This window comes from Streptomyces sp. NPDC099050 (assembly GCF_044759865.1).
Taxonomy (GTDB): domain Bacteria; phylum Actinomycetota; class Actinomycetes; order Streptomycetales; family Streptomycetaceae; genus Streptomyces.
This window is the reverse complement of sequence record NZ_JBIWAE010000009.1, coordinates 142,275-154,972: the sequence shown is the minus strand read 5'-3', so window position 1 is coordinate 154,972 and position 12,698 is coordinate 142,275. Positions and strand designations below refer to the sequence as shown.

General features: G+C 68.3%; 12 protein-coding genes. 10 read left to right on the top strand and 2 right to left on the bottom strand.

Annotated features, from left to right (window positions below; all coding sequences use genetic code 11):
• Positions 1 to 18 precede the first annotated feature (18 nt).
• Both ACIQV3_RS17680 and ACIQV3_RS17675 read left to right on the top strand, forming a co-directional pair.
• Positions 19 to 978: a tRNA (adenine-N1)-methyltransferase gene (locus ACIQV3_RS17680; protein WP_403713299.1), complete on the top strand. Its 960-nt coding sequence runs from the start codon at positions 19 to 21 to the stop codon at positions 976 to 978.
• A gap of 241 nt (positions 979 to 1,219) precedes the next feature.
• On the top strand, positions 1,220 to 1,837 hold the full coding sequence (locus tag ACIQV3_RS17675; RefSeq protein WP_403713298.1) for a hypothetical protein: 618 nt from the start codon (positions 1,220 to 1,222) through the stop codon (positions 1,835 to 1,837).
• A 16-nt stretch (positions 1,838 to 1,853) separates the two neighbouring features.
• On the opposite strand, the gene ACIQV3_RS17670 is transcribed toward ACIQV3_RS17675, so the two are convergent.
• Positions 1,854 to 2,186, bottom strand: coding sequence for a ferredoxin (locus tag ACIQV3_RS17670; RefSeq protein WP_403713297.1), 333 nt, complete (start codon positions 2,184 to 2,186; stop codon positions 1,854 to 1,856).
• A 264-nt stretch (positions 2,187 to 2,450) separates the two neighbouring features.
• Between ACIQV3_RS17670 and arc the strand changes: the two genes are divergently transcribed.
• From arc to prcA, 6 genes are all read left to right on the top strand, one after another.
• Positions 2,451 to 4,217, top strand: coding sequence for a proteasome ATPase (gene arc, locus ACIQV3_RS17665; RefSeq protein WP_250740357.1), 1,767 nt, complete (start codon positions 2,451 to 2,453; stop codon positions 4,215 to 4,217).
• Between the two features lie 251 nt (positions 4,218 to 4,468).
• Positions 4,469 to 5,980 carry a depupylase/deamidase Dop gene (gene dop, locus ACIQV3_RS17660; RefSeq protein WP_403713296.1) on the top strand — a complete coding sequence of 504 codons (1,512 nt, stop codon included), beginning with the start codon at positions 4,469 to 4,471 and terminating at the stop codon, positions 5,978 to 5,980.
• Between the two features lie 194 nt (positions 5,981 to 6,174).
• Entirely contained in the window at positions 6,175 to 6,387 is a 213-nt protein-coding gene (locus tag ACIQV3_RS17655) for a ubiquitin-like protein Pup (protein WP_133898495.1), read from the top strand.
• A gap of 197 nt (positions 6,388 to 6,584) precedes the next feature.
• On the top strand, positions 6,585 to 7,016 hold the full coding sequence (locus ACIQV3_RS17650) for an endonuclease VII domain-containing protein (protein ID WP_403713295.1): 432 nt from the start codon (positions 6,585 to 6,587) through the stop codon (positions 7,014 to 7,016).
• The gene (prcB, locus tag ACIQV3_RS17645; protein WP_403713294.1) at positions 6,968 to 7,807 is read left to right on the top strand and encodes a proteasome subunit beta; all 840 of its coding nucleotides are present in this window, start codon (positions 6,968 to 6,970) and stop codon (positions 7,805 to 7,807) included. Before ACIQV3_RS17650 ends, prcB begins: the two co-directional genes overlap by 49 nt.
• Positions 7,808 to 7,850: 43 nt before the next feature.
• Positions 7,851 to 8,615, top strand: coding sequence for a proteasome subunit alpha (prcA, locus tag ACIQV3_RS17640; RefSeq protein WP_403713293.1), 765 nt, complete (start codon positions 7,851 to 7,853; stop codon positions 8,613 to 8,615).
• 67 nt (positions 8,616 to 8,682) lie between these two features.
• Here the strand turns inward: prcA and ACIQV3_RS17635 are convergent, their stop codons facing one another.
• Complete coding sequence (locus ACIQV3_RS17635; protein WP_403713292.1) at positions 8,683 to 9,684, bottom strand: LacI family DNA-binding transcriptional regulator; 1,002 nt, start codon at positions 9,682 to 9,684, stop codon at positions 8,683 to 8,685.
• A gap of 145 nt (positions 9,685 to 9,829) precedes the next feature.
• On the opposite strand from ACIQV3_RS17635, the gene ACIQV3_RS17630 reads away from it, so the two are divergent.
• Both ACIQV3_RS17630 and pafA read left to right on the top strand, forming a co-directional pair.
• A complete protein-coding gene (locus ACIQV3_RS17630; protein ID WP_403713291.1) occupies positions 9,830 to 11,146 on the top strand; it encodes an MFS transporter in 1,317 nt (438 codons plus the stop codon).
• 146 nt (positions 11,147 to 11,292) lie between these two features.
• Entirely contained in the window at positions 11,293 to 12,654 is a 1,362-nt protein-coding gene (pafA, locus tag ACIQV3_RS17625) for a Pup--protein ligase (protein WP_403713290.1), read from the top strand.
• Positions 12,655 to 12,698: the final 44 nt, after the last annotated feature.

Genomic DNA, 12,698 nt, shown 5'->3' with positions numbered 1-12,698 from the left:
AGCCAATACACTGGTCACATGTCCGAACCGACCGGTGCCGCCCGCCGACGCGGGCCCTTCGAGGTCGGGGACCAGGTACAGCTCACCGACCCCAAGGGCCGCCACTACACGTTCACGCTCGAAGCCGGGAAGAATTTCCACACCCACAAGGGTTCCTTCCCGCACGACGAGCTGATCGGCTCCCCCGAGGGAAGCGTTGTCCGTACCACGGGCAACGTCGCCTACCTCGCGCTGCGACCCCTGCTCCCCGACTATGTCCTGTCCATGCCCCGCGGTGCCGCCGTGGTCTACCCCAAGGACGCAGGCCAGATCCTGGCCTTCGCCGACATCTTCCCCGGCGCCCGCGTCGTCGAAGCAGGCGTCGGCTCCGGCTCCCTGAGCAGCTTCCTGCTGCGCGCCATCGGCGACCAGGGCATGCTCCACAGCTACGAGCGCCGCCCCGACTTCGCCGAGATCGCCACGGCCAACGTCGAGCGCTACTTCGGCGGCCCGCACCCCGCGTGGCAGCTGACCGTGGGCGACCTCCAGGACAACCTGTCCGACACGGACGTCGACCGCGTGATCCTCGACATGCTCGCCCCCTGGGAGTGCCTGGAGGCCGTCTCCAAGGCGCTCGTCCCCGGCGGCATCCTCTGCTGCTACGTGGCCACCACCACCCAGCTCTCCCGGACCGTCGAATCCATCCGCGAGTTCGGCTGCTACGCCGAACCGCAGCCCTGGGAATCGATGATCCGCAACTGGCACGTCGAGGGCCTGGCCGTCCGCCCGGACCACCGCATGATCGGCCACACCGGCTTCCTCGTCACCGCCCGCCGCCTCGCGGACGGCGTCGAGCCCCCCATGCGCCGCCGCCGCCCCTCCAAGGGCGCCTACGGCGAGGACTACGACGGCCCCGGCAGCCGGTCCGCCGCCAAGACCGCGGAGACGGCCGCCACGGCCGCCGCCGAGACCGCCGCCGACACCGGCGACGGCGCCTGAACCGCTGACGTTCCGAGGACCGCCCCGCCACCCCGGCGGGGCGCCCTGCGCCACCAACACGAAGACGCCGTGCCGCAGTTCCCCCGGAGCATCCGGGAACTGCGGCACGGCGTCTTTTCGTTGCCCTACGGGCCGGCCTCGCGCGAGCGGCCCGACCGGTCCGGACCCACCCGTTCCACCCCGATGTGAGGTGTGGCACGATGCTGGCTCCCCGTCACCCTTCGCACAGGAGACACCCCGCGTGCCGCACAGCCCCGCCGAGCCGGCGCCGAGCACCCACGCCCCGGCGCACCACCGGGCCCGGCCCGTCCACTGGCTGGCCACCGCCTCGGCCCTGGCCGCCGTCATAGCCGGCGCCGGACTCCTGCAGCCCGACCGGGCCACCGGAGCCTCCGCGGCCCCCGTACCCCCAGCCGGTCCCGCGAGCCCCGCCAAGGGCCCCCGGGCGGCCGCTCCCGACGCGCACGCGGTCACGTACCCCCTGGACTGCCAAGGCGCCCCACAAGCCGTCACGGCCACCGCCGAAGGCGACCTCGACGGCGACGGCCGCCCCGAAACCGTCGCGGCCGTCCGCTGCGACGTCGGCGGGGGCAGCCCGCCGCACACCATCTACGTCCTCGCCCAGGGCCCGGCGAAAGCCGCGAACCCCCGGGTCGTCGCCACGCTCCTCGAAGCCGGCCGCAAGCAGACCGCGACCCGCCTCACCGTCCGCGACGGCCTCGTCACCGCGGACCTCCTCGGGTACTCCTCGCCCGAAGTGCCCCGCTACAGCCCCGACACCAAGCAGCTCGCCAAGTGGCGCTGGACCGGCGGAAAATTCCGCCAGGAGCTTACGGACTCGACCCCCACAGGTGTTTGAACCGTCACTGGAACCTTTACTCGGCGTCCGGACCGAAGACTTCCACCCTGTCCGAAACCCGCCTTACATGGATGCAATCCCCGGGACATTCCTTCGCGGAATCCACCACGTCCTGGAGCAGCACCAGCGGAACCGGAGTGGTCGCCCCCGCCTCCACGAGCAACTCGTCGGAAGGGCTCTTCACGTACGCCAGACCATCGATGTCCAGCTCGAACACCTCAGGTGCGTACTGCACGCAGATGCCGTCGCCGGTACAGAGGTCCTGGTCGATCCAGACCTCCAGCGGCTCTCCGGCCACGCCCGAGGCCCCCGTGTTCTCCTCGGTGGCCGCCTCCTGCTGCACGGTCATATCCCCTGCCGTTCCCTGCTCTGAGTGATCCATCCCGGTCACAACGCGAGACAAGTCGCACGAGCTCTGACGGGTGTTGAACAGTTCGACCTTACAACCGGCTGCTTTCCGATGTCGTTGGGTGGGTATTTCCTTGACGGGAGGGAGTACGCAAGGGTGAAGATCGGACACACCCCTACCGTCTTTGTGATCTAGGGGTTTCAATCACCACCAGCCCAGGTAGGGTCAGAAAGCGTCCAGCTCCCCTTGGAGGAGGTGAGGACCGTGGCAGCCCACGACGACGACATCAACCGCGGCATCCGGCCCGGGCGAGGGTCTGAGGACCCCGCCGGCCAGGTTGCCTATCTCGAGCAGGAAATCGCCGTCCTGCGACGTAAGCTCGCCGACTCTCCGCGACACACGAGGATTCTCGAAGAGCGGATCGTCGAGCTCCAGACAAACCTGGCAGGCGTCTCCGCACAGAACGAGCGGCTGGCGAACACCCTGCGCGAGGCCCGCGACCAGATCGTGGCCCTCAAAGAAGAAGTCGACCGGCTCGCACAGCCGCCGGCCGGCTTCGGAGTCTTCCTGCAGTCGAACGAAGACGGAACCGTCGACATCTTCACCGGCGGCCGAAAGCTCCGCGTGAACGTGAGCCCCAGCGTCGAACCGGAAGACCTCCGGCGAGGCCAGGAGGTCATGCTCAACGAGGCCCTCAACGTGGTCGAGGCCATGGAGTTCGAACGGGCCGGGGACATCGTCACCCTCAAGGAAATCCTCGAGGACGGCGAGCGCGCCCTGGTGGTCGGGCACACCGACGAGGAAAGGGTGGTGAGGCTCGCCGAGCCGCTCCTGGACGTCACCATCCGCCCCGGCGACTCCCTGCTGCTCGAACCCCGCTCCGGCTACGTCTACGAGATCGTCCCCAAGAGCGAGGTCGAAGACCTCGTCCTCGAAGAGGTCCCGGACATCGACTACGACAAGATCGGCGGCCTGGGCGACCAGATCGAACTGATCCGCGACGCCGTCGAGCTCCCCTACCTCTACCCCGACCTCTTCAAGGAACACGAACTGCGGCCCCCCAAGGGCATCCTGCTCTACGGCCCCCCCGGCTGTGGCAAGACGCTCATCGCCAAGGCCGTGGCCAACTCCCTTGCCAAGAAGGTCGCCGAAGTCACCGGCCAGCCCACCGGGAAGTCCTACTTCCTGAACATCAAGGGCCCCGAACTCCTCAACAAGTACGTCGGCGAGACCGAGCGGCACATCCGCCTCGTCTTCCAGCGTGCGAGGGAGAAGGCGAGCGAGGGCACCCCCGTCATCGTCTTCTTCGACGAGATGGAATCCCTCTTCCGCACCCGCGGATCCGGAGTCAGCTCGGACGTGGAGAACACCATCGTCCCCCAGCTGCTCGCCGAGATCGACGGCGTGGAAGGCCTGGAGAACGTCATCGTCATCGGCGCCTCCAACCGCGAGGACATGATCGACCCGGCCATCCTGCGCCCCGGCCGGCTCGACGTGAAGATCAAGATCGAGCGCCCCGGCGCCGAGGCCGCCAAGGACATCTTCGCGAAGTACCTCAAGGCCACCCTGCCCCTGCACACCGACGACCTCGGCGAGCACCAGGGCTCCACCGCCGAAACCGTCCACAGCATGATCCAGACCGTCGTCGAGCAGATGTACGCGGAAACCGAGGAAAACCGCTTCCTCGAGGTCACGTACGCCAACGGCGACAAGGAAGTCCTCTACTTCAAGGACTTCAACTCGGGCGCGATGATCCAGAACATCGTGGACCGTGCGAAGAAGATGGCCATCAAGGCCTTCCTCGAGCACAACCAGAAGGGCCTTCGCGTCGCCCATCTCCTCCAGGCTTGCGTGGACGAGTTCAAGGAGAACGAAGACCTGCCCAACACCACCAACCCCGACGACTGGGCCCGAATCTCCGGAAAGAAGGGCGAGCGGATCGTATTCATCCGCACCCTCGTCACCGGAAAGCAAGGCGCGGACACCGGACGCTCCATCGACACGGTGGCCAACACCGGTCAGTACCTCTGACAAAGCGGGCCGGCTGCGGGTGCCCGGCAAGGGCACCCGCAGCCGACTGCTTTACCAAACGCTCTTTTCAGCCGGTGACAGGGCAAAGTCAATGACTGAAATGATCTCCCCACCAGCGCGGAGTGGTTCTAGGCTCTTCCATACCGCAGGTCGCGCAGTGCGGGGACGGGCACCGCACACGACGCACCGGAGCACCAGCGGTACTTGAGCGCCGCTCCCGAACGGGAGCGCCGCCGGGCAAGGAGGGCCGCATGACCGTACGGCGAGTAATGGGGATCGAGACGGAGTACGGGATCTCCGTCCCGGGGCACCCGAACGCCAATGCCATGCTCACCTCGTCCCAGATCGTCAACGCCTACGCGGCGGCGATGCACCGGGCGCGACGCGCCCGCTGGGACTTCGAGGAAGAGAACCCGCTGCGGGACGCCCGCGGCTTCGACCTCGCCCGCGAGGCCGCCGACAACAGCCAGCTCACCGACGAGGACATCGGCCTCGCCAACGTGATCCTCACCAACGGCGCACGCCTCTACGTGGACCACGCACACCCCGAGTACAGCTCCCCGGAGATCACCAACCCGCTCGACGCCGTCCTCTGGGACAAGGCCGGCGAGCGGATCATGGCAGAAGCGGCTGTCAGGGCCGCCCAGCTCCCCGGGGCCCAGCCCATCCACCTCTACAAGAACAACACCGACAACAAGGGCGCCTCCTACGGCACGCACGAGAACTACCTGATGAAGCGGGAAACCCCCTTCTCGGACATCGTGCGCCACCTCACCCCCTTCTTCGTCTCCCGCCTCGTCTTCACCGGCGCCGGCCGCGTCGGCATCGGCCAGGACGGCCGCGAACACGGCTTCCAGATCAGCCAGCGCGCCGACTACTTCGAAGTCGAGGTCGGCCTGGAGACCACCCTCAAGCGCCCCATCATCAACACGAGGGACGAGCCGCACTCGGACGCGGAGAAGTACCGCCGCCTCCACGTGATCATCGGCGACGCCAACCTCTCCGAGATCTCCACCTACCTCAAGCTCGGCACCACCGCCCTCGTCCTGTCCATGATCGAAGACGGCTACATCAACGTCGACCTCGCCGTGGACCAGCCCGTACGCACCCTCCACCAGGTCTCCCACGACCCCGACCTGCAGCACCTCATCACGCTGCGGAGCGGGCGGACGCTGACCGCCGTACAGCTCCAGATGGAGTACTACGAGCTGGCCAGGAAGTACGTGGAGGAGCGTTTCGGCTCCGACGCGGACGAGCAGACCAAGGATGTGCTGGCCCGCTGGGAGGACGTACTGGGCCGGCTGGAAACCGACCCGATGAGCCTGTCGGGAGAGCTCGACTGGATCGCGAAGCGGGAGATCCTGGAGGGCTACCGGCGCCGGGACGGCCTCGAATGGGACGCGGCCCGACTCCACCTGGTGGACCTCCAGTACGCGGACGTACGGCCCGAGAAGGGGCTGTACAACCGCCTGGTGGCCCGCGGCAAGATGAAGCGGCTGCTGGACGAGACGGCGGTGGAGCGGGCGCAGAGCAAGCCGCCGGAGGACACCCGGGCGTACTTCCGGGGGCGGTGCCTCGAGCAGTACGCGGACGATGTGGCGGCGGCCTCGTGGGACTCGGTGATCTTCGACCTGCCGGGCCACGACTCCCTCCAGCGGGTCCCGACCCTGGAACCCCTGCGGGGCACCCGTGCCCACGTGAAGGAGCTCCTGGACCGCTGCCGCACGGCGGAGGACCTGGTGCGGGTGCTCTCGGGGCGCTGAGGCCTTTCCGGTACCCGGCGCGGGGGCTGAAAGGCCCCCGGCCCGGGAATCATGAACACATCCGGACGTTATGAAAGTACCGGGACGGATGTCGGGCCCTCCTTGTAGGGTCCGACGTAGAGTCTGATCTTGAGGGATCCCGAATTCGCGGGGTCTTTCACATGAGCGTGCGAACCGAGCGGGGTGAGCTAGACATGGCGACCAAGGACACCGGCGGCGGACAGCAGAAGGCGCAGCGCTCGACCGAGGAGGTCGAGGAGGCCGCGGTCGAAGAATCGACCGACCTCAAGGAGCGACAGGAAAAGCTCTCCGACGACGTCGACTCCGTACTTGACGAGATTGACGATGTCCTCGAAGAGAATGCTGAGGATTTTGTGCGGTCCTTCGTTCAGAAAGGCGGCCAGTAAGGCCGTTTGACCTTCGAATCGAAGGTAGGGGTGGGGTGTAGTTGTCCGACGGTACGAAGCGGTGTTCGCGGTGCAAGCAGGATCTGGCGCGGGCGGAATACGCGAGTAATCGCTCGGCTCCAGACGGCTTACAGGCCTATTGCCGCACGTGCTGGGCCGAGTACTACAAAGCCCGGCAAGAGGCGAAGGGGCGGACGGTGCGGGTGAAGGTGGCCGTACCGTCCGGCCACAAGCGATGTCCCCAGTGCGAGGAAATCAAGCCGCACTCGGAATGGGAGGCGAACAAGACCACCTCCGACGGGTGGTCGAGCTACTGCCGCACGTGCCGGGCGCAACGGAACCGGGCGAGCTATTTCATGCGCAAGTACGGCATCACCGAAGCCGAGCGTGACGAGATGATCGCGACTCAAGGCGGGGTCTGCGTGATCTGCCAAGAGGCTCCGGCGGAGCATGTTGATCACGATCATCAGACGGGTAAGGTCCGAGGCGTACTTTGCTTCGGCTGCAACGCAGGAATCGGGCAACTCAAGGATCGGCCGGACGTCTTGAGGCGTGCAGCCGCTTACGTGGAAGGAAACCTGTGGAACCCAACACTCGTAGCACAGGGCGTCTACCGGCAGCCTTCCTGACGCCGGGGTCGTCGTCCTTCATGGACTTCCTCGGGGCTCACCAGCCCGAGATGCTCCCGGGCAACCGGAAGCTGCCCGACGGGGTCATCGAGGCGCCGCACGGGACGACCATCGTGGCCGCCACCTTCCCCGGCGGGGTGGTCCTCGCCGGTGACCGGCGGGCGACCATGGGGAACATGATCGCGCAGCGGGACATCGAGAAGGTGTTCCCGGCGGACGAGTTCTCCGCCGTCGGCATCGCCGGCACGGCCGGTCTGGCCGTGGAGATGGTGAAGCTGTTCCAGCTGGAGCTGGAGCACTTCGAGAAGGTGGAGGGGGCGACCCTCTCCCTCGAAGGTAAGGCGAACCGGCTCTCCACCATGATCCGGAGCAACCTGGGCATGGCGATGCAGGGGCTGGCCGTCGTGCCGCTCTTCGCGGGGTACGACGAGGCCAAGGAGAGGGGCCGGATCTTCTCCTACGACGTGACCGGCGGCCGCTCCGAGGAGCACGGCTACGCCGCGACCGGGTCGGGATCGATCTTCGCCCGTGGCTCGATGAAGAAGCTGTACCACTCCAAGCTGACGGAGGAGGAGGCCACGACGCTCGTCGTCCAGGCGCTGTACGACGCTGCCGACGACGACTCGGCGACCGGTGGCCCGGACCTCTACCGCCACATTTACCCCATCGTCACCGTCATGACGGACGAGGGATTCCGCAGGCTGACCGACGAGGAGTCCTCGGAGCTGGCCCGCAAGATCACGAACCGGCGGATGGAGCAGCCCGACGGTCCGCGCGCCGCACTGCTCTGATCTCTGACCTCCTCGTCGTCCAGAAGAAAGGGACGGAAAGCCGGTGTCGACTCCGTTCTATGTGTCACCCCAGCAGGCCATGGCCGACCGGGCGGAATATGCCCGCAAGGGCATCGCCCGCGGTCGGAGCCTTGTTGTCATCCAGTACGCCGACGGCATCGTGTTCGTCGGTGAGAACCCGTCCCGCGCGCTGCACAAGTTCAGCGAGATCTACGACCGGATCGGCTTCGCGGCCGCCGGCAAGTACAACGAGTACGAGAACCTGCGCATCGGCGGTGTGCGGTACGCCGATCTGCGTGGATACACCTACGACCGTGACGATGTGACGGCCCGTGGGCTGGCGAACGTCTACGCGCAGACGCTCGGCACGATCTTCTCGAGTGCGGGTGAGAAGCCGTACGAGGTGGAGCTGGTCGTGGCCGAGGTCGGCGCGACGGCGGCCGGTGACCAGATCTACCGGCTGCCGCACGACGGGTCGATCGTCGACGAGCACGGGTCCGTTGCCGTGGGTGGCAACGCCGAGCAGATCAGTACCTATCTGGATCAGCGGCACCAGGACGGGATGACCCTGGCTGAGGCGCTGAAGCTGGCGGTGCAGGCGTTGTCGAGCCAGGCGAACGGTGCGGACAAGTCGATTCCGGCGGAGCGGCTGGAGGTGGCGGTGCTGGACCGTACGCGGGCCCAGCAGCGCAAGTTCAAGCGGATCCGTGGCCGGCAGCTGTCGCGGCTGCTGGAGGCGGACGTTCCGGCGGCCGCTCAGGCGGATGCCGTGTCGAACGACGAGGCTCCCGAAGAGGAAGCCGAGTAGAGCAGTCCGTAGTGCGTGTGAGCGCCCCTGGCCTTCGGGTCGGGGGCGCTTTCGCGTTCCCGGGCGTTCAGCGCGTCGGTGCCGGGCCAGTGGAGTCGCGGACGACGAGGTGGACTGGGATGTCGACCGGGGTCCAGGGGGTGCCTTCGAGGACGGCGAGGAGGGCGGTCATGCCCTGTTCTCCGACGCGTTCGGCGGGGAGGTGGACGGTGGTGAGTTCCGGTTCGACGGCGGTGGCGAGGGCGAGGTCGTCGAAGCCGGTGACGGAGAGGTCCTCGGGGATGCGCAGGCCGAGGCGGCGGGCGGCTTTGCAGGCGCCGGCGGCCAGGATGTCGTCGTCGCAGACGACGGCGGTGGGGCGGCGGTCCGCAGGGGTGTCCAGGGCGCTCTCCATGGCCGTACGGGCGGCTTCCACGCTGAGGTGGGCCCGTACGGTGCGCAGCTCGGCGGGGGGCGGTAGGAGGGCGGCGAGGGCGTTCGCGCGGACGGTGAAGGTCCAGGAGTCGATGGCGGAGGCGAGGTGGAGGAAGCGGTGGTGTCCGTGGGTGAGGAGGTGTTCGGCGGTTTGGCGCATGCCGTCGGCGATGGCGAGGTTGACGTGGGCGTGGGCGGTGTCGGCGGTGGGGTCGCTGTCGAGCATGACGAGGGGGAGTGCGTCGCCGCCGAGGGCGTGGAGGGCGTCGGCGGCCATGGAGGAGGCGATGACTCCGTCGAGGGCGGCGCGGGCGGAGGCGAAGGGGTCGCGGGCGGGGCCGGTGCCGTCGGGGGAGGGGTAGAGGACGACGCCGAAGCCGTGTTCGGCGGCGATGCGGGCGGCGCCGGTGTAGACGCGGGCGAAGAATTCGTTGGTGAGGGCGGGGACGACGAGGAGGGCGGTGCGGGTGGAGCCGAGGCGGAGGTTGCGGGCGGCGAGGTTGGGGCGGTAGCCGAGGGTCGTGGCGGCTTCGCGGACCAGGCCGGCGGTGCGTTCGGAGACGCGGCCGCGCCATTTGTCGCCGAGGACGAGGGAGACGGTGGCCTGGGAGACTCCGGCGGCGGTGGCCACGTCGCGGCTGGTGGGTCTCGTCACACGGTGCTCCTGTAGTGCGAGGTCGCGGGGGGTGTGGGGGTCGGTTGGGTGGACCGTCCGACTGTGGTCATGGTACGTATGACCGGTCACGTTATACGTATTACTTGGGTTGTTCCCGGCTGGGTCCGGGCGGAAGGGGGCGGACATGGCCGCGGGTTACGCGGAGCTGCTCAGGACCCGGCATGCCGCGAGGCTGCTGGTGGGCACGCTCATAGGCCGGCTGCCGAACGGGACGGGGCCGATCGCGATCGTGCTGTTCACCCGGGCGGAGGGTGGCAGCTACAGCCTGGCTGGGGCGCTCGCGGCCGCGTACGGGGTGTCGAACGCGGTGGGGCAGCCGTTGCTGGGGCGGGCGGTGGACCTGTTCGGGCAGCCGCGGGTGCAGTTGCCGGCGGCGGTGGTGTCGGCGCTGGGCATGGTGTGGCTGGCGCTGGCCGGTACCGGGTCGGTGGGGGTGGCGTACGCGGCGGTGGTGGTCGCGGGGCTGTTCACGCCGCCGCTGGAGGGCGGGCTGCGGGCGCTGTGGCCGAGCGTGCTGGGCGGCAAGGAGGAGCGGGTGCACGCGGCGTACGCGATGGACGCGGTGGCCCAGGAGGTCATGTTCACGGTGGGGCCGTTGCTGGTGACGCTGTGCGTGGCGCTGTGGGATCCGGCGGTGGCGCTGCTGGTGCTCAACGGGATCGGGGTGCTGGGGGCGCTGTCGGTCGTGGTGTCGGAGCCTTCGCGCACGTGGCGTTCGGAGCCGCGGGAGGCGCACTGGCTGGGTGCGCTGCGTTCGCGGGGTCTGCTGGCGCTGCTGGGGGCGTTCTTCTTCGTGGGGACGGCGCTGGGGTCGATCACGGTGGCGGGTGTGGCGTACGCGGACGAGCACGGTGGTCAGGCGGTGTACGGCTGGCTGATGGCGGCGCTGGGTCTGGGCGCGCTGTTCGGTGGTGTGCTGTACGGGGCGCGGCAGTGGGCGGGGGCGCCGGAGCGGCGGCTGCGGTTGCTGGTGGCGTTGCTGGCGGTGTGTTACCTGCCGTTGATGCTGGTGCCGGGTGTGGTGGCGATGACGGGGTTCGCGGCGCTGGCGGGGGTGTTCCTGGCTCCGGCTCTGGCGTGTGCGTTCATCGTGGTGGACCGGCACGCTCCGGCGGGCACGGTGACGGAGGCGTTCTCGTGGCTGGTGACGTTCTTCGGGGTGGGTGCGGCGATCGGTACGGCGGTGGCGGGTCCTTCGGTGGAGGCGGGGGGTACGGCGGCGGGGTTCGCGGTGGCGAGTGTGGCGGGGGCGGCGGCGCTGCTGGTGCTGACGGTGACTCAGCGGGTGCTGGCGCGTCCGGGTGTGAGCCGTGCGGTGGCGCGTCCGGGTGCGAGCCGTGCGGTGGCGGGTTCGGCGCCGGTGCGGCCGGCCGGGGAGCCGGGGGCGGGGTCGGTGGGGCCGTTGGAGGGTTCCGCGGAGGCTTCGGTGACGGGGTCTTAGGCGGGCCGGTGGGGGTGCGGCGGGTGCGTGGCGGGGGTGTGGTGGGCGCGTGTCGGGCGGCCGCCGGCATCGCCTCTCGGGAAAATGATCGAAACGGCGCCTGCGAACTCGGTTTCAGAACAGAGCAGAAGGCGTAATGTTCAGTCATGGACCGCCGCATTTTCGGGCTGGAGAACGAGTACGGCGTCACGTGCACGTTCAGGGGACAGCGCCGACTGTCTCCTGACGAAGTGGCGCGCTACCTCTTCCGCCGTGTTGTGTCATGGGGCCGCAGCAGCAATGTCTTCCTGCGGAACGGCGCCCGCCTCTACCTCGACGTGGGTTCGCATCCGGAGTACGCAACTCCCGAATGCGACAACCTGATCGAACTGGTCACCCACGACAAGGCCGGCGAGCGCATTCTCGAAGGCCTGCTCGTCGACGCCGAACGCCGCTTGCACGAGGAGGGAATCGCGGGCGACGTCTATCTGTTCAAGAACAACACCGACTCGGCGGGAAACTCGTACGGCTGCCATGAGAACTACCTGGTGGCCCGGCACGGGGAATTCTCCCGGCTGGCGGACATTCTGATCCCGTTCCTCGTCACGCGGCAGCTGATCTGTGGTGCGGGCAAGGTGCTGCAGACGCCGCGGGGCGCGGTCTACTGCGTGAGTCAGCGGGCCGAGCACATCTGGGAGGGTGTCAGTTCGGCCACGACGCGTTCGCGTCCGATCATCAACACGCGGGACGAGCCGCACGCGGACGCGGAGCGCTACCGGCGTCTGCACGTGATCGTGGGCGACTCGAACATGTCCGAGACGACCATGCTGCTGAAGGTCGGGGCGACCGATCTGGTGCTGCGCATGATCGAGGCGGGCACGGTGATGCGGGACCTGACGCTGGAGAACCCGATCCGGGCGATCCGGGAGGTCAGTCACGACATCACGGGTCAGCGCAAGGTGCGTCTGGCGAGCGGCCGGGAGGCCTCGGCGCTGGAGATCCAGCGGGAGTACTACGACAAGGCGGTGGACTTCGCGGAGCGGCGGGGCATCCGTACGGGTGTCGTGGACCAGGTGCTGGAGCTGTGGGGCCGGACGCTGGACGCGATCGACGCGGAGGACCTGGACCGGATCGGGACCGAGATCGACTGGGTGATGAAGTACCAGCTGATCGAGCGGTACCGGGCGAAGCACAACATGACGATGTCGAATCCGCGGGTGGCTCAGATAGACCTCGCGTATCACGACATCCACCGCAGGCGCGGGCTGTACTACCTGTTGGAGCGCAAGGGGCTGGCGGCGCGGATCTGCAACGACCTCAAGATCTTCGAGGGCAAGTCGGTGCCTCCGCAGACGACGCGCGCGAGGCTGCGCGGTGACTTCATCCGTCGGGCGCAGGAGCAGCGGCGGGACTTCACGGTCGACTGGGTGCATCTGAAGCTGAACGACCAGGCGCAGCGCACGGTGCTGTGCAAGGACCCGTTCCGGTCGGTGGACGACCGGGTGGAGAAGCTGATCGCTGGGATGTAGGGGGATGTGAGGGGTTGCGGGGCGCCGTTCGGCGCCGCGCGCAT